The 17,487-nt window shown below is 69.8% G+C and carries 13 protein-coding genes; 6 read left to right on the forward strand and 7 right to left on the reverse strand.

The genetic code is table 11. The features are described 5' to 3' along the window. Nucleotides 1-237: 237 nt before the first annotated feature. A complete protein-coding gene (locus CFP71_RS34635; RefSeq protein WP_093938159.1) occupies nt 238-4,866 on the reverse strand; it encodes a HAMP domain-containing protein in 4,629 nt (1,542 codons plus the stop codon). Between the two features lie 184 nt (nt 4,867-5,050). Between CFP71_RS34635 and CFP71_RS34640 the strand changes: the two genes are divergently transcribed. After that, nucleotides 5,051-6,628 (forward strand): SpoIIE family protein phosphatase, encoded by a 1,578-nt coding sequence (locus CFP71_RS34640; RefSeq protein WP_093938160.1) that lies wholly within the window; start codon nt 5,051-5,053, stop codon nt 6,626-6,628. Here CFP71_RS34640 and CFP71_RS34645 read toward each other — a convergent pair. Further along, nucleotides 6,611-7,618, reverse strand: a complete 1,008-nt coding sequence (locus tag CFP71_RS34645; RefSeq protein ID WP_167406377.1) for a DNA topoisomerase IB — start codon at nt 7,616-7,618, stop codon at nt 6,611-6,613. The genes CFP71_RS34640 and CFP71_RS34645 overlap by 18 nt on opposite strands. 100 nt (nt 7,619-7,718) lie before the next feature. On the opposite strand from CFP71_RS34645, the gene CFP71_RS34650 reads away from it, so the two are divergent. Next, on the forward strand, nt 7,719-8,261 hold the full coding sequence (locus tag CFP71_RS34650; RefSeq protein ID WP_093938162.1) for a type 1 glutamine amidotransferase domain-containing protein: 543 nt from the start codon (nt 7,719-7,721) through the stop codon (nt 8,259-8,261). A 58-nt stretch (nt 8,262-8,319) separates the two neighbouring features. Next, complete coding sequence (locus CFP71_RS34655; RefSeq protein ID WP_093938163.1) at nt 8,320-8,502, forward strand: hypothetical protein; 183 nt, start codon at nt 8,320-8,322, stop codon at nt 8,500-8,502. Here the strand turns inward: CFP71_RS34655 and CFP71_RS34660 are convergent. After that, nucleotides 8,495-8,881 carry a hypothetical protein gene (locus tag CFP71_RS34660; protein WP_093938164.1) on the reverse strand — a complete coding sequence of 129 codons (387 nt, stop codon included), beginning with the start codon at nt 8,879-8,881 and terminating at the stop codon, nt 8,495-8,497. The two genes, CFP71_RS34655 and CFP71_RS34660, sit on opposite strands and share 8 nt — an antisense overlap. A gap of 44 nt (nt 8,882-8,925) precedes the next feature. Continuing rightward, the gene (locus CFP71_RS34665; RefSeq protein WP_093938165.1) at nt 8,926-10,236 is read right to left on the reverse strand and encodes a serine/threonine-protein kinase; all 1,311 of its coding nucleotides are present in this window, start codon (nt 10,234-10,236) and stop codon (nt 8,926-8,928) included. A gap of 144 nt (nt 10,237-10,380) precedes the next feature. Between CFP71_RS34665 and CFP71_RS34670 the strand changes: the two genes are divergently transcribed. Both CFP71_RS34670 and CFP71_RS34675 read left to right on the forward strand, forming a co-directional pair. Continuing rightward, a complete protein-coding gene (locus tag CFP71_RS34670) occupies nt 10,381-11,478 on the forward strand; it encodes a sialidase family protein (protein WP_093938166.1) in 1,098 nt (365 codons plus the stop codon). A gap of 162 nt (nt 11,479-11,640) precedes the next feature. After that, nucleotides 11,641-12,474: an SAM-dependent methyltransferase gene (locus CFP71_RS34675; protein WP_093938167.1), complete on the forward strand. Its 834-nt coding sequence runs from the start codon at nt 11,641-11,643 to the stop codon at nt 12,472-12,474. Nucleotides 12,475-12,595: 121 nt separating this feature from the next. Here the strand turns inward: CFP71_RS34675 and CFP71_RS34680 are convergent, their stop codons facing one another. Together CFP71_RS34680 and CFP71_RS34685 are read right to left on the reverse strand one after the other, a co-directional pair. Beyond that, entirely contained in the window at nt 12,596-13,252 is a 657-nt protein-coding gene (locus CFP71_RS34680; protein ID WP_093938168.1) for an O-methyltransferase, read from the reverse strand. A 76-nt stretch (nt 13,253-13,328) separates the two neighbouring features. Further along, nucleotides 13,329-14,147, reverse strand: a complete 819-nt coding sequence (locus tag CFP71_RS34685) for an ABC transporter ATP-binding protein (protein ID WP_093938169.1) — start codon at nt 14,145-14,147, stop codon at nt 13,329-13,331. 103 nt (nt 14,148-14,250) lie between these two features. Here CFP71_RS34685 and CFP71_RS34690 point away from each other — a divergent pair, with 103 nt between their 5' ends. Continuing rightward, nucleotides 14,251-15,579 (forward strand): aminotransferase-like domain-containing protein, encoded by a 1,329-nt coding sequence (locus tag CFP71_RS34690; protein WP_093938170.1) that lies wholly within the window; start codon nt 14,251-14,253, stop codon nt 15,577-15,579. Nucleotides 15,580-15,650: 71 nt separating this feature from the next. Here the strand turns inward: CFP71_RS34690 and CFP71_RS34695 are convergent, their stop codons facing one another. Continuing rightward, entirely contained in the window at nt 15,651-17,468 is a 1,818-nt protein-coding gene (locus tag CFP71_RS34695; RefSeq protein ID WP_093938171.1) for a hypothetical protein, read from the reverse strand. Nucleotides 17,469-17,487 lie beyond the last annotated feature (19 nt).

Raw genomic sequence — 17,487 nt, forward strand, 5'->3', positions numbered from 1 at the left:
CCGAGTCCGTGAAGGCCTCCTTCCCTACCCTCAAGGTAGGGAAGGAGGCCTTCACGGACTCGGCGATCGTCACGTTCGCTCCACAGGCGCCAGCAGTCACAGCGGCCGCGCGTGAAGGCCCCTTCCCTCGGCTGAGCCGAGGAACTCGGCCTTCACGCCTGCCGAGTACATGAAGGCCCCCTTCACTGCGCCAGGCGCAAGGAAGGGGGCCTTCATGTACTTTCACGCGGACAAAGCTCAGTCCGCGACGGGGTCCGAGGGCGTCACGGCCTGCGAGAGGCCGCTGGAGGCGGCATCGGCCTCCAGATGGACCGCGATCAGGTCCAGCAGCTTGTCCGTGTCCACCGGCTTCGTCACGTAGTCGTCCGCTCCCGAAGCCAGCGTCCGCGCCTTGTCCTCCGCGGTCGCCTTCGCCGTGACGGCGATCACGGGCAGGTCCTCGTGCGCGGCTTCGGCACGGATCGCGGTGATCGTGGCGTTGCCGTCCAGTTCGGGCATCATCACGTCCATCAGGACGAGCGCGGTGTCCTCGTGCCGTTCCAGCGCCCGGATGCCCGCGACGCCGGTCTCGGCGTAGATGACCTCCAGGCCGTTGCGTTCCAGCACGGCGGCCAGCGCGAAGACGTTGCGCAGGTCGTCGTCGACGATCAGGATCTTCTCGCCGTGGAACCGCAGCGACGGGGACACCGGGATCACCTGCGGGACGGCCATGATCAGCGGGACACCACTCGCCTTGGTGGCCGGGACGATCAGGTTCGACGCGCTCACCGGCAGGTAGAGGGTGAACGTGCTGCCCTTGCCGGGTTCGCTGCGCACCCGCAGTTCGCCGCCGAGCAGTTCCGTCAGCTGCTGGCTGATCGACAGGCCCAGCCCGGTGCCGCCGTACTTGCGGCTGGTGGTGCCGTCGGCCTGGCGGAACGCGTCGAAGATGATCGCCAGTTTGTCCGGCGCGATGCCGATGCCGGTGTCCTCGACGGCGAACGCGAGGACACCGGGGGCCTGGCGGAGCGAGTCGGCTTCGACCTCGCCGGGGTCGGCCATCCGAATGTGCAGGCGCACGCCGCCCTCGTCGGTGAACTTCGCCGCGTTGGACAGCAGGTTCCGCAGCACCTGCTGCACGCGGTGTTCGTCGGTGTGGATCGACGACGGCACCGGCGGGTCGATCAGGACGGCGAACTCCAGGCCCTTGTCCGAAGTCAGCGGACGGCAGATCGATTCGACGTACTCGACCAGCTCCGGCAGCGTGACGTCGGACATCTGCAGGTCCAGGTGGCCCGCCTCGACCTTGGCCATGTCGAGGATGTCGTTGATCAGCTGCTGCAGGTCGCTGCCCGCCGAGTAGATCGTCCGCGCGAACTGGATCTGCTTCTCCGACAGGTTCCCGTCCGGGTTCTCCGAGAGCAGTTTCGCGAGGATCAGCGCGCTGTTGAGCGGCGTCCGCAGCTCGTGCGACATGTTCGCCATGAACTCGGACTTGTACTGCGACGCCATGGTCAGCTGCCCGGCGCGCTCTTCGAGTTCCTGCCGCGCCTGCTCGATCTCGCTGTTCTTGACCTCGATGTCGCGGTTCTGCTGTGCCAGCAGTGCCGCCTTCTCCGCCAGATCCGTGTTGGACCGGCGTAGTTCCCGTTGCTGCGCCTGCAACTGTTCGGACCGCGCGCGCAGTTCCTGCGCCAGGCGCTGGGATTCGGTCAGCAGCGCCTCGGTGCGCGAGTTCGACTGGATGGTGCTGACGTTGACCGCGATGGTCTCCTTCAGCTGCTCCAGCAGGTCGATGTGGACGGTGCTGAAGGCGTTGATGGTCGCCAGTTCCAGCACCCCGAGCACCTCGCCTTGGAACAGCACCGGCAGCACGATCACGTTCACCGGGGCGGCCGAACCCAGCCCCGACGAGATGAGCGCGTACTCCGGCGGGGCCTCGTGGACCAGTATCGTGCGCCGGTCGACAGCGGCCTGCCCGATGAGCGACTCGCCGGGGGAGAACCGAAGGCCCGCTTGGGATTTCGCCAGCCCGTAGGTGGCGATGCTCTCCAGGACCGTTTCCTCCTGCTCGTCCTCGCGGGCGAGGAAGAACGCGCCCTGCTGCGCGGACACCAGCGGGGTCAGTTCCGACAAGATCAGCGACGCCACCGACGCGAGATCGCGGTGACCCTGCATGAGCGCGGACAGCCGGGCGAGGTTGGTCTTGAGCCAGTCCTGCTCGCGGTTCGCGCGGGTGGTCTCCTTCAGGTTCGCGATCATCTGGTTGATGTTGTCCTTGAGCTCGGCCACCTCCCCGGACGCGTCGACGGTGATGTGCCGGGTCAGGTCGCCCGCGGTCACCGCGGTGGCCACCTGCGCGATCGCCCGCACCTGGGTGGTCAGGTTCCCGGCCAGCTGGTTCACGCTCTCGGTCAGCCGCGACCACGTGCCGGCGACACCGGGCACCTCCGCCTGACCGCCGAGGGTGCCGTCCGTGCCGACCTCGCGGGCGACACGGGTGACTTCGGAGGCGAAGGCCGAAAGCTGGTCGACCATCGTGTTGATAGTCGTCTTGAGTTCGAGGATCTCGCCGCGCGCGTCGATGTCGATCTTCTTCGACAGATCGCCTTGCGCCACCGCGGTGGTCACCGTCGCGATGCTGCGGACCTGGCCGGTCAGGTTGTCGGCCATGACGTTCACGTTGTCCGTCAACGCCTTCCAGGTGCCCGCCACGTTCGGCACGCGGGCCTGGCCGCCGAGGATGCCCTCGGTACCGACCTCGCGCGCGACCCGGGTGACCTCGTCGGCGAACGCGCGCAGCGTCTCGACCATGCTGTTGATCGTCTCGGCGAGGACGGCGACCTCGCCCTGGGCGTCGATCGCGATCTTCTTCGACAGGTCGCCGTTCGCCACCGCCGTGGTCACCGTGGCGATGCTCCGCACCTGGTCGGTGAGGTTGGTGGCCATGACGTTGACGTTGTCGGTCAGGTCCTTCCAGGTCCCGGCGACGCCGCGCACCTGCGCCTGGCCGCCGAGCTTGCCTTCGGTCCCGACCTCGCGGGACACCCGGGTGACTTCGTCGGCGAACGCCGAGAGCTGGTCGACCATGATGTTGACGGTGTTCTTGAGCTCCAGGATCTCGCCGCGCGCGTCGACGATGATCTTCTGCGTCAGATCGCCCTTCGCGACGGCGGTGGTGACCTGGGCGATGTTGCGGACCTGGTCGGTCAGGTTGTTCGCCATGAAGTTGACGTTGTCGGTGAGGTCCTTCCACGTCCCGGCCACGCCGGGCACGGTCGCCTGCCCGCCGAGCCGCCCGTCGCTGCCGACCTCGCGGGCGACCCGGGTGACCTCGTCCGCGAACGCCGACAGCTGATCCACCATGGTGTTCAGCGTGTTCTTCAGTTCGAGGATCTCGCCCTTGGCGTCGACGGCGATCTTCTGCGACAGGTCGCCCTTCGCGACCGCCGTCGCCACCTGGGCGATGTTCCGCACCTGGGCGGTGAGGTTGTTCGCCATGAAGTTGACCGACCCGGTGAGGTCGCGCCAGGTCCCGGCGACGCCCGGCACCTGCGCCTGCCCGCCGAGCTGACCTTCCGTGCCGACCTCGCGCGCCACTCGCGTGACCTCGTCGGCGAAGGCGGAAAGCTGGTCGACCATCGTGTTGACGGTCGTCTTCAGTTCGAGGATCTCGCCGCGCGCGTCGACCGTGATCTTCTGCGTCAGGTCGCCCTTGGCCACCGCGGTGGTGACCTGGGCGATGTTGCGGACCTGGTCGGTCAGGTTGTCCGCCATCTGGTTCACCGAGTCGGTGAGTCCACGCCACGTTCCCGCGACACCGGGCACGGTCGCCTGGCCGCCGAGACGGCCTTCGTTGCCGACCTCGCGCGCCACCCGGGTGACTTCATCCGCGAAGGACGACAGCTGATCCACCATGGTGTTCAGGGTGTTCTTCAGTTCGAGGATCTCGCCCTTGGCGTCGACGTTGATCTTCTGCGAGAGGTCGCCCTTCGCGACCGCCGTCGCCACCTGGGCGATGTTCCGCACCTGGTCGGTCAGGTTGTCCGCCATCAGGTTCACCGAGTCGGTGAGGTCCCGCCAGGTGCCCGCCGCGCCGGGGACCTGCGCCTGCCCGCCCAGACGCCCTTCGCTGCCGACCTCCCGCGAGACCCGGGTGACTTCGTCGGCGAACGCCGAGAGCTGGTCGACCATGATGTTGACGGTGTTCTTGAGCTCCAGGAACTCGCCGCGCGCGTCGACGTTGATCTTCTGGGTCAGATCGCCCCGCGCCACCGCGGTGGTCACCTGGGCGATGTTCCGCACCTGGTCGGTGAGGTTGCTGGCCATCACGTTGACGTTGTCGGTGAGATCACGCCAGGTGCCCGCCACGCCCGGGACCTCGGCCTGGCCGCCGAGCCGTCCTTCGGTGGCGATCTCACGGGCCACTCTGGTGACCTCGGTCGCGAAGCGCGACAGCTGCTTGATCAGGCCGTTGACCGTCTTCGCGACCTCGGCGAACTGACCTTGCAGCGGCCGTCCGCCGACCTCCAGGGGCATCGGCTCGGACAGGTCGCCCTCGGCGACCGCGCCGAGGACCCGGTTGAGCTCGGCTGTGGGTCTGCTCACGTCCTCGATCAGCCCGTTGACGACGTCGACCGCGGTGGCCCAGCCGCCGGGACCGATCTCGGCCGCGACGCGCTCGGTGAGCCTGCCTTCCTTGCCGACCGCTTCGCGGACGCGCAGGAGCTCGGTCACCAGCCGCTGGTTGCGTTCGGCGATGTCGTTGAAGGCGCCCGCGAGCTGGGCCGCGAGCCCGTCGCCGTGCGCCACGAACCGGCGCCGGAAGTTGCCGTCCCCGAGGTCACGAGCCGCCGAGAGCAGGCGTTCCAGGGTCGCTTCGTCCACCTGGCCGCCACCACCTTCCACGGGGGTTCGATGCCTTTGGGAGTGCTGTGTCATCTGTGTCGACCCTCTCCACCACGCATGCCAAGCCATGGTCGTCGCATCAGCGTGCCATGATTCGACCTACACTTCGAGCCAGTCCGCCCGCTCACGCTGCGCTACCCGCCAGGCAGGAGGAGGTCCGGGAATGGTGTCACGGCCGGCCCCGGCCTCGACGTCGCTCCCCTCGGAGCCGTCGCCCACGACCAGTGAGAGCGCGCTGCCCGAATCCGGCCGGTTCTGGCGCGAGCTGCTCGAAGACGTCCGCGACGCCGTGCTCGTGCAGGACGTCGGCGGGGCGCTGCGCTGGTCGAATCCCGCCGCCCGTGAACTGTTCGGCGGCGGCCGTCCGGTGCTGACCGCCGAAGGCCCCGACGTCGGCTATGTCGAGCACACCGGCCGCCGGTTCCCCGCGCGGATCCGGACGCTGCCCGGCGGCTGGCACGCGTGGACGGTGACCTCCGAGGTCGCGGCCGACGGCCCGCGCGTGGACGGCTTCCTCGCCTCCTCCGGTCCCCGGCTCGCTTCGGCCCGCGGGCGGCACGGCACGGCGAAGGTGATCGCCGAGCTCGCCGCGGCCGAACTCGCCGACTGCGTCTTCGTCCTCCTGCCCACCACCCGCGGCCGGTGGGAGTGGTGGAGCTGTGATCACCGCACCCACCACGGGCACGGCCGGATCCGCCGCGTCCCGGCCCAGCTGGCGCCGGTGCTCGCCGGCACCTTCGCCTCCACCGGGGAACCCGAGGCCAAGGCGGTCCCCGAGGAAGAGGTCGCGGCGCTGCCCGCCGTCGTCGCGGAGCGGCTCGCCGTCCATCCGTCGGTCACCGTGGTCTCGCTCGGGTCCGACGGCGGTGCCGGGGTCACCGGCGCGGTCGTGCTCGGCAGGCGCGGCGCGCCCGCGTTCGGCGAAGACCACCCGCGCGCGGTGACCGAGTTCGCGCGCGCGGCCGGGACAGCGCTGGCGAACGCGCACCGCTACGCCCGCCAGGAAGAGGCCACCCGCGGTCTGGAGACCACGCTGCGCCCGACGCCGCCGCCGGAGGTCTCCGGCGTCAAGTTCGACGTCTGGTACGAGCCGTCGAGCGGGCTGCTCGACGTCGGCGGCGACTTCTACGACGTCCTGCCGCGGGAGGACGGCGGCGCGATGTTCGTCCTCGGCGACGTCTGCGGCAAGGGCGCCGAGGCGGCCGCGCTCACCGGCCGGGTCCGGCAGACCCTCGCCGCGCTCGATCTCGTCGAGCACGACAACACGACCTTGCTGAGCCTGCTCAACTCCCTGCTGATCACCGGCGGCAGCGGCCGGTTCGCCACGCTGGTGCTCGGTTCGGTGCTGGCCGGCGAAGACGGGCTCGGCGTCACCCTGGCTTCCGGCGGGCATCCCGCGCCGCTGGTGGTGCGCCGCCGCGGCGGGGTCGACGAGATCACCCTGCCCGGCACACTGGTCGGGATCTCGCCGCAGGCGCGGTTCGCCGAGACGGCCATCCAGCTGGCCGAGGGTGACATCTGCCTGCTGTACACCGACGGGATCACCGAAGCGCGGCACCACGAGCGCCCGTCGGACCTGTTCGGGGACGAGCGGCTGCGCGAACTGCTGACCGGCTGCCGGGGGATGTCCGGCCGCGAGGTGGTCGGCCGCGTCCGCTCCGCGGTGCGGGAGTGGCTCGGCAGCGGGACGCACGACGACATCGCCGTCCTCGCGATCGAGGCTTCACGACCCGTTCAGTAGCCGCAGCACCGCCCGCTCCACGATGTCGCGGGCCTCGTTCGGATCGGCCGCCTTCCCCGCTCTCCGCGTCGCCCGGGCGATGGTCCGGTCTTCGTGGTACGCCGTGATCACGCGAGGGTCCACATAGGACCGTCTCGCGACGGCGGGCGTGTTGCCCAGCCCCTCGGCGACTTCGGTCATCACCGCCTTCTCGGTCCGTTTCCTTCCGCGTTCGCTGGACGGTTTCTCCAGCCCCGCGAACGCGGAAGCGGCGAGCACCGTGGCGTTCCAGGTGCGGAGATCCTTCGCGGTGAAGCCCTCGCCCACGATTTCCCTGAGTCGTTCGTTGATGTCGTCGGCCTTGACCTCGTGCCAGCCGCCGCGGTCGCGGTAGGCGAGCAGCCGGGCTTCGCCACTCCGCGCCCGCCGCAGCGATCGGACCAGCCGCACCAGTGCCTCGTCCGGCAGCCGGACCTTGCGCTGGATCCCGTGTTTCGCGGGGTAGTCGCACACCAGGCAGTCGTCCCGGAGTTCGACGTGCTCGCACAGCAGCGTCGCGACGCCGTGGGTGCCGTGCTCGTCGGCGTAACTCTCCCCGCCGGTGCGGAAGACGCCCAGATCGATCATGCGCAAAGCACCCGCGAGCACACGCTCCCGCTTCAGGCCGCGCGCGCCGAGATCCTCCTGGACGGCTTCGCGCAGTTTGGGCAGCTTTCGCGCCAGCGCGAGGACGCGCTCGTGTTTCTCCTCGTCCCGGGCCCGCCGCCATTCCCCGTGGTAGAGGTACTGCTTCCGGCCGGCGTCGTCCACCCCGACAGCCTGGATGTGGGCGTTTTCGTGGGGGGAGATCCACACGCGCCGCCACGCGGGCGGGATGGCCAGCGCGGTGATTCGCTCGATCGTGTCCCGGTCCTTCAGCGGCTCGCCCTCAGGGGTCAGATAGCCGAAGCCACGACCTCTGCGCCGCCTCCGGATGCCGGGGGACCCGAGGTCCGCTCGCCGAAGTCGCATACGCGGCGAATACCCGCGGTGATCGCGGTTCATACCTATGGTTCGGCCGGTCCGGCAAGGGGTAGTCCGGGAGCGAAGAAGCCTTTAGGAGGGAAAAACCATGGCGAATTCGCTGAACGGACGCCGCGTGGCCATCCTGGCCGCGGACGGTGTGGAGCAGGTCGAACTGGTCGAACCGCGCAAAGCGGTCACCGATGCCGGGGCCACGGCCGAGATCGTTTCGCTGGAATCCGGCGAGATCCAGGCCATGAACGGCGACATCGACAAGGCGGACAAGTTCACCGTGGACCGTGTCGTCAAGGACGTGACGGTCGACGACTTCGACGCGCTCGTATTGCCCGGCGGCACGATGAATCCGGACAATCTGCGCGCGGACGAGAACGCGGTCCGCTTCGTCCGCGATTTCGTGAACAGCGGCAAACCGGTCGGGGTCATCTGTCACGGACCGTGGACGCTGGTCGAGGCCGACGTCGTCCGCGGCCGCACGCTCACGTCGTATCCCAGTGTGCGCACCGACATCCGCAACGCCGGCGGTACCGTCGTCGACCAGGAGGTCGTCAAGGACAACGGCTTGATCTCCAGCCGGAACCCCGACGACCTGCCCGCGTTCTGCGCCGCGATCGTGTCCGAATTCGCCGGATAAACGAGTGGCGCGCGTCACAGTGATGGGGGATCGTGGTGACTGAGGAGGAGGTGCCGCGATGACCGTGCATGCCAGACGCTACGGCCGGTGGTGCCGCGAGCATTTCGACAACGAACACGAGCCGGAACAGGATCGGAAGCAGCCCGCGGACGCCAAGGTCACTCCGGACGTCACCGACGCCCGGGCCGAACAGGCCCAGGCCGGTGACGGCACGGAGGGAAACCCGGGTCCGCTCAGCTGAGCGGCCGCCGGTACCAGACCCGTTTCGGGCCGGGCAGGCCGATCCGCGAGACGAGGTCGGTCACCACGCCGCCGATGATCAGCCACAGCAGCGCGGCCAGGCCGTCGTTGAACAAGGTTCGCAGCTTGGGGCCGTCCGGGGTGAACAGATTGCGCAGCCCGAGCGAGACCCCGCGCGACCACTGGTCGATCAGCTGCGCGAATCCGTTGCCGGGATTGGCTTCGCCGAACACGAGCAGGATGTGCACGATCAGCACCAACGCGAAGATCCAGCACACCGCGTGGACGAGGGCGTTGACGACACGCACGACGCGGATCCTGGTAGGTGTCCGCTCGACGATCTCTTCCTGCGGCTCACGCGGGTCGTTGAGATAGGTCATCGCCGTCTCCCATCATCGTCCACAGTGGACACCTTGACTGTCGCTCAGCCAGGGGGCTGGGGCTTGGTCTTCGTCTTGCTCCTGGTCTTCGAGCCGCTCGGCTTGGGTGGGGTGCTCGGGCCGCCGCTCGACGCGGTCTCCTGCGGCGTCGAGGTGACGCCGACGCTTTCGGTGGTGCGGGGCGGATTCGCGGAGACCGGCACGGCTTCGGTCACCACGACCGTGCCATGGGTCGCTTTCCCGCCCCGGGTGGGCACTTCGACGGCTTCCGAGGACGCCGATCCCTGGTCCGCCGCCGGGCCCGAGGTGCCTGTCGCCGCGGGGGGAAGCATCCCGCCAGGCTGGACCGGCGGGGCCGCGCCGGTCTGGTTGAACGCCAGCAGCACACCGACGGTGATCGCGGCGGCGGGCGCGCTGATGGCGGCGACCACGGCCGCCCGCTTGCGGGTGCTCGGCGCGAGGCGCACGACCTTCGTCCCGGTGGAGTCCTCCAGCAGGATCCGGGAGATCGCCGCCGCGGTCGGGCGCTGCGACGGCTTCTGCGCGGTCATCCCGCGCAACAGCGTCGTCATGGTCACCGACAACCCGGAAGGGACGCGGGGCGGCCGGTGCAGCCGCCCGACCGCGGCCTCGACCGGCGTCCCGGTGTATTCACGTTCCCCGGACAGGCATTCGAGCAGCACCAGGCCGAGCGCGTAGATGTCGGCGGGCGGGCCGACGTTCTCGCCGCGGACCTGTTCGGGCGCCATGTACGCCGCCGTGCCGACGACACCGCCGGTCTCGGTCACCCTGGTCGCGTCGAAGGCGTGCGCCACCCCGAAATCGCCGATCAGCGGGCCGTCGTCGGCCATCAGGATGTTCGCCGGTTTCAGGTCACGGTGCGTGATGCCGTGCGCGTGGACGTGCGCGAGCGCGTCCGTCAGCCGGGCGGTCAGCTCGACGACCGCGTCTTGGGAGAGCGGGCCGGACCGCAGGCGCTGGGCCAGGTTCGGGCCTTCGATCAGCCGCATCGTGAGGTAGGTGTAGCCGTCGTCGGAGCCCGCGTCGTACAGCGGGACGAGTCCCGGGTGGCGGACCGCGCGGAGGGTCTGGATCTCCTGCTGCCGTCGGCGCTCGTCCCGGGTCATCGTGTCGGCGTGGAACAGCTTCAGCGCGACCTCGCGCTCTTCGAGCAGGTCACGGGCGCGGAAGACCCGCGCGGTCGCGCCGCGGCCGAGCAGGTCCCCGACCTCGTAGCGGCCGGCGAGTTTGCGGGGCAGATGGTCCGGATCGTGGACGTTCAGGCTGAAGCGACGCTGTGTGGTCCCGGCATCGGACTCCTCGTCTTCGTCACCACGCGAACCCGCGTCGTCCATCGGTGCTACCTCCGTCTCACCGGCCGAACGCCGAGTACCCGGTCCGGCCCCGGGCGAAACAAGGTTTGAGAGCGTACCGGAGATGATCTGGGGGTTCACCCCGAACGGCGGGCAACCCCCGCGAGGGCCGCACGTCCCGTTGTCATGAAGCCGAACCGGTGGGCCGCGCTCGCCGCCACCGCACTGACCGCCCTCGCCGTCTGCACCCCGCCCGCCGCCGCCGACTCGCTGGTACCCAAGGGTTTCGCCCCCGCGTCGACGAGCTGGACCGGACCCTCGCGCGGGTTCGTCCTCGGGTATTCGCCGTGCGGGGAACCGGGATGGTGCGCGTCCCTGCTGTCGACGAACGACGGCGGGAAGCGGTGGCGGCGCGTCGGTTCGCCGCCGATCTCCTTGCCGGACAACCACAATCAGGTCAAACTCGCCGTGATCGACGAACACGACGTCTTCCTCTCCGACGGCACCAGGCTGCTCTCCAGTCACGACGGTGGCGTCACATGGTCCGGCGTCCGGCTCGCCGGAGTCCGGGAGCCCTTCTATATTTCGAAAATCACCGAAGCCGGAGCGCGCGTGCTCGCGATGGTCACCGGTTTCGGCAGCCCGTCGACGACGACGCTCTACGCCGGGCTTTCCGGCGCCCGGGTCCTCCTGCCCGTCCCGGGGTTCACCGTCACCGGCTCCGCGACTTACGGCGACGTCGCCACCAGTGGCGGGGTGCAGGTGTCGATGGGGGCGGACTATCGCGTCCAGAAGTACTGGACCTCGTCCGACGGCCTGACCTTCGCGGCCGCGCCGCCGCCCTGTCCGTCGGACAGTTCGGCGCTGCTGAGCGGAATCCGGCGAGGGCGCGTGCTGGCGTTGTGCAGCGGGGGACCGGGGACGCCGCATCCGGGCGCGACCGTCCGGCGGTTGTGGCGGGCGCCGAAACTCGGCGGGCGATTCACCGGAACGGCGCAAGCGCCCATTCTCGGTGTCAACCAGAGCTTCAGCGCCGCTTCGCCCACGGCGGCGACCATCGCGGCGGAAGGCGGTGGCACCGGTTTCCTGCACAGCACCGTCGACGGCGGCGTGACCTGGAGGACGACCGAGCTCAGCGGCCGCGGGGTCTGCCTCAACGACCTGGACTTCCCGGACGAACGGGTCGGGGTGGTGGTCGACGGACTGCCGGACGCCGAAGGGGGATCTGCCGTCTACCGCACTGTCGACGGAGGCGGCACGTGGCGCGAACTCGTCTTCGCGTGATCCGCCGTCACCCTGTCCGGGATAATTGCAGGTAGGCAAGGCCCTTGGGGAGGTTCACTTGACCGCACGCGGTGTCGTAGCCTGTGCACTGTCCGTCGACGTCGAGGGAGCCGTGGACCGTGTTCGCACGATCCGCACGCGGCTGAAGGGTGGAGCGTGTCCATGACTTCGGACGAGGTCCGGGCTGTGTCGAGGCGCCCGCTACCACCCCTCGACTACGACAGGCCCAATCTTGCCCGCATGAAGGACGCCCTTCTCGGCGGACACGACCACTACGAGATCGACAGGCTGGCCGTCGAAGCCTTCCTCACGGTGGCTCCCGACGGCGCCGCGGTGGCCAAGGAGTTCCGGTCGTGGGCGAGCCGGGTGGTCCGGTTCCTCGCCGGCACCCGAGCGGTCGGCCAGTTCCTCGATCTGGGCTCCGGCATGCCCTACGTCGAGAACACCCACCAGACGGCGCAGCGCTACAACCCCGACGCGCTGGTCGTCTACGTCGACGACGACCCGGTGGTCCAAGCGCACGGACTGGCGTTGCTGGAAGACCATCTCGTCCACGTGAGCGGCGCGGACCCGTGCGATCCCGAGCAGACGCTGAACGATCCGGCTGTCGCCGGGCATCTCGAACTCGACCGCCCGGTCGCGGTGCTCCTCAACGCGGTGCTGCACCACATCGAAGACCTCGACGAGGCGAAGGCCGTCGTCCGCGGCTATCTCGACGTACTCGCCCCGGGGTCGTACTTGCTGCTCACGCACTACTACACCGACGGCGAAGGCCCGCTCGGCGAGTTCGCGCGGAAACTCGACGGCCTGATGGCCGGCATCGGTTACCCCACGGTGCATCGCAGCCGCGCGGAGATCGAGTCGCTGTTCGACGGGCTGGAGATCCTCGAACCCGGCGTCGTCCACCTGCACGAATGGTGGCCGGAAGGCCCGCGGCTCGCTCCGCTGACCCAGCTGAACCACCTGAGCCTGAGCGGTGTGGCTGTCAAGCCTTAGCGCGGTTTGCTTTTGTTCGCTCGCGCGCACGGTCCGTGAAGGCCTCCTTGAGGGACCCAGGGTCCCTCAAGGAGGCCTTCACGGACTTGGTGATCAAGGGCCCAAAGGGGGGCGCCTCTCGCTAGGAGGTCACCAGGACGACGGTCAGTCCGTCGTGCCCCTTCATGCCGACGGTCTGCAACGCCGTCGCGTCGACCCGCGGTTCGGCGGCGATCAGTTCGTGCATCCGCCGCAGTCCCACGATCTCGTCGGAGGTGTTCGACGTGTCGGCCACCGCGCCGGAGCGGACCACGTTGTCGATCACGATCACCCCGCCCGGTCTGGTCAGCCCCAGCGCCGCCTCGAAGTAGGCCGGGTTGTTGACCCTGTCCGCGTCGATGAACGTCAGGTCGATCGGGCCTTCCACTTCGGGCAGCAGGTCCAGCGCCTCGCCGAGCCGGATGTCGACGAGGTCGCCGACACCGGCGGCGTCGAGGTTCTTCCGCGCGACGTCCGCGAACTTCGGGTAGTACTCGAGCGTCACGAGACGCCCTTCCGGCGGAAGGGCGCGGGCGAGCCAGATGGTGCTGTAGCCGCCGAGCGTGCCGATCTCCAGGATCGAGCGGGCGCCGATCATCCTGGCCAGCAGATGGAGCAGCTTGCCCTGGTTCGGCGCGACGGCGATGGCGGGCATGCCCGCCTCGTCCGAGGCCTCGATGGCCGCTTCGAGAGTGGGATCGGACGGGACGAGCGCGTCGAAGATGTATTCGTCTACTTTGGTCCACGTTTCCTGAGACATGGGCACCTCCCCAGGACAACCTAGCGGCGCGAAGCGGACACGAGAGCGTCCATCGGGGTGTCCGTCCGGCCCAACCTCAGGCGGCGCGGCGTCCGGCCTTCGGGATGACCAGCGGGGTCCCGGTTTCGGGGCACGGCATGACCCGGCACGGCAGCTCGAAGATCTTTTCGACGTTCTCGGCGGTCACGACCTCTTCGGGCGTCCCCGTCGCCAGCACCTCTCCACCCCGCATCGCGATCATGTGGGTGGCGTAGCGCGCGGCGTGGTTGAGGTCGTGCAGCACCGCGACCAGCGTCCGGCCCTGCTGCTGGTGCAGTTCCGCGCACAGGTCCAAAATGTCCATCTGATGTGCGATGTCCAGGTAGGTCGTCGGCTCGTCGAGCAGCAGGAGGTCGGTCTCCTGCGCGAGGGCCATCGCCATCCACACGCGCTGCCGCTGCCCGCCGGACAGTTCGTCGACCAGTCGCTCGGCGAGGTCGTCGACGCCGGTGGCGCGCATGGACTCCGTGACCACGGTGGCGTCTTCGCGGGACCACTGTCGCAGCAGGCGCTGGTGCGGATACCGCCCGCGTGCGACGAGATCGGCGACGGTGATGCCGTCGGGCGCGATCGAGCTCTGCGGCAGCAGGCCGAGCCGGCGGGCGACTTCCTTGGCGGGGAAGGAACTGATCGTCTGCCCGTCGAGGAACACCGAGCCCTGACGGGGTTTGAGCATCCGCGCGAGCGCGCGCAGCAGGGTCGTCTTGCCACAGGCGTTCGGGCCGACGATGACGGTGAACGACCGGTCGGGGATGACCACCCCGAGGTCTTCGGCCACGGTCCGGCCGTCGTAGGCCAGCGTCAGGGCGTCCGCGTGCAGTCGTGACGTCGTTCGCTGCTCGGTGAGGGTCTCCACGCAGGTTAGGCTAACCTAGGAGTCCGCCGTTGTGGTGTTCCGTAGGTCGCAGTCGGCTCACATCGCACGTCGATGGCATCATCGGTGCGATCGAAGGGGCGGCATGGAGGACTACCGGATAGTCGCGGACGAGATCTCCGCCGACGTCGAGGCGGGCAGGCTCCGTCCTGGCGACAGGCTGCCCCCGCAGCGGCGGTTCGCCCGCGACCGCGGGATCGCCAACTCGACCGCCGCCAGGGTCTACGGCGAACTCGTCCGGCGAGGTGTCGTGGTCGGCGAGGTCGGCCGGGGCACGTTCATCCGCGCCGGGAAGCCTCCGCTGGAGACGGCGCTGGCCGAGCCGGGCGGCGCGACCGTCGACCTCGAACTCAACTTCGCCGTCCTCCCGGAGCAATCGGCGCTGGTCGGGAAGGCACTGGAACCACTCCTGCGGGAGGACGTCCTGACAGCGGCGTTGCGGCCGGGTAGCGTCACCGGTTCGAAGCAGGCGCGCGACGCCGTCGCGGGGCTGCTCGCGAAGGACGGCTGGACACCGGAAATCCTCTTCGCCGGAAGCGGCCGCGAAGCCATCGCCGCCGCGATCGCCGCCTTCGTGCCGATGGGGGAGCGACTCGCCGTCGAGGCCATCACCTACCCCGTGGTCAAGGCGCTCGCCGGGCGGCTCGGCGTGCAGCTGGTGCCCATCGAGACCGACGACGCCGGTCTCGTGCCCGAAGCCCTCGAAGCCGCGCACGCCGCCGCGCCCGTCCGCGCGCTGTACGTCCAGCCGACCCTGCACAATCCGCTCGGGTCCACAATGGACGAAGGTCGGCGCGCCGGACTCGCGGAAACCGTGCGCCGGATGGACATCCCGGTGATCGAGGACGGGATCTACACCTTCCTCCGGCCCGAGGTCCGCCCGTTCGCGGCGTACGCGCCGGAACGCACGGTGTTCACCGACAGCCTGTCCAAACGGCTCGCCCCGGGACTGACCACCGGCTTCCTCGCGGTCCCGGCGGAATGGACGGAGCGGTTGGCCGCGGCGGTGCGCTCGGGCGGCTGGGTGGCGCCCCGGTTCGCCGTCGAGGCAGCCACCCGCTGGATCACCGGCGGCACGCTGGAAACCGTCGAACGGGCGAAACGGCTCGACGCGGCCGAACGCCAGCGGATGACGGCCGCGCGGCTGGCCGGGTTCACGCTGCGCGCGGATCCGCGGGCGTATCACTGCTGGTGGGAGCTCCCGGAGCATTGGCGCGCCGAGACCTTCGTCGCCGCGGCCGCGCGACGCGGGATCGCGGTCACCCCGGCGGCCGCGTTCGCCATCGTCCCCGGGCACGCCCCGAACGCGGTGCGGCTCGCCGTTTCGTCACCGCCCCTCGAGACGCTCGGCGCCGCCTTGGACGTCCTGGCCGGGCTCGCTTCCGGCCGCCCCGAGGACGCCGGCGTCGACTGACCTCCTCGCGTTTCGTCCTCTGGATGCGGTAGTTGGCAACGCGAACCACCGCATCCAGAGGACGAAACGCGTCAGGGGCGGGGCGCCCACTTGCCGATGAAGCTGCCGCAGGTGACGGTCTGCCCGGCCAGGCGCGACCGCAGCGCGTTCTCCAGCCCGAGGTAGTCGAAGATCGGCGTGTCGCCGGTGACCTCGGCGGGCACCGGACCGCCCTTGGCCAGGGTCGGCATGCTCACCGTCTGGAACAGCACCAGATAGTCGCCGTCGCGGTTGAGCTCGTCGGCGGTCGCGAGCATGCGCTGCGGAGCGTCGGCGACGATCTCCAGCGGCAGCGGCCATTCCAGCGGGAACGGGTTGCGCAGGCCGAAAGCGGGATAGGCGAACGGGTTGTCGGGCAGGACGGCCGTGCGTCCCGCCGGGAATCGGGTGACGCAGTCCTGGATCTGGGAGACGTAAGTGAAAGTCCCCGGATTCGTCCGGATCCCGCGCATCGACGGCGTCACCGTGCCGAGGTCGCCGGTCAGCTTTTCGCGCGCCATGTCCAGATACGCGGCGTCGTCGTGATGCTCGATCACGGCCCAGCCCGAGGCCAGCACCGCGACCAGGCCCATCGCCGTGGCGCCCGCCAGCCGGATCGGGCGAGCGGGCTCGGGCAGCGGCGGCAGCGCGTCCGACAGTTCCAGGATCGCCGTCAGCGCCAGCGTTCCGGTGAACAGGGTCGGGGTGTCGTTGCCCCAGGACAGACTGGTCATGAACCCGGTCGCGAAGACCAGCGCGCCCATCTTCGGGAACCGCCGCGTCGCCGTCCAGCTCACCAGGAGCGCGACCCCGAGGATCCACCAGAGGACGTCCGCCCAGCGCGACGCGCCGGTGAAGTGTCCATCCACGACGGTGCCGACCACCACCGCCACGCCCGCCAGGAGCAGCAGCCGCGCGGCGAGCCCACCGGCGAATCCGATGCGGTCACGGAAGAACCCGAGCAGCACCAGCAGCAGCCCGGCGATCGCGAAGAAGGTCAAGCCCCGCACCGGTGGCCGCAGCAGGGTCGCGGGATCTTCCAGCCACAGGCCGAGAAGTCGCTGGCCGTACGCGGGCACGCCGCCGGTCAACTGTTCGGCCATCGCACCCAGCCCGCCGTCGAGCGTGACGATTCCGATGTAGAAGACCAGGAAAGCGCCCAGTGCCAGCAGATCCCAGGCCAGGCGAGTCCACCAGCGGCCGGTGCGGAACGCGCCTTCGCGCAGCGATGGGTGCAGCAGCAACCAGCACAGCGCGATCAGCGGGACCGGCGCGAAACTCTGCTTGACGAACACCGCGGCGCCCAGCAGCACCAGACCCAGCCGCCGCGGCCACGCCTTGCCGTTGCGCAGCCCGGAATCCAGCGCCCAGGCGCCGCACGCGGTCAGGAAGATCCCGTCGATCGTGTGCCACGCCATCAGCGGGAACGCGTTGAGGTTCAGCAGTGCCGCGGCCGCCGTCAGCCCGGTGAGACCCGGCCCCCAGTCGCGGACGCGGCGCCGGGTGACCAGCACGGCGAACGCGATGGTCGCCAGGATGATCTCCAGCATGCTGAGCACGCTGGAGACGAAGAACAGCGGCCCCGGCACCAGGAAGTCGAAGACGTGCAGGTACGCCGATCCCAGCGGCCGCGCGGAGATGATGTCGGAGTGCGGGACCTCGCCGTGCAGCACCCGCCACGCCTGGGCGAGGATGAAGCCCTGGTCCGAAGGGTGGAAACCGAAGCGTCCCACCCGGAGTTCGGTGACGACGGCGAGCGCGAGCACCCAGGCCGCGTGCAGCGAAAGCCGCAGCACTGTCCGGGACGGACGTACCGCCGACGTCGCTGCCACGTCCGGTCCGGTCGAAACCGGGGGACTGGCGACGTCCACACTGCCCCTTCCCGCTCGT

This window comes from Amycolatopsis thailandensis, assembly GCF_002234405.1.
Lineage (GTDB): Bacteria > Actinomycetota > Actinomycetes > Mycobacteriales > Pseudonocardiaceae > Amycolatopsis > Amycolatopsis thailandensis.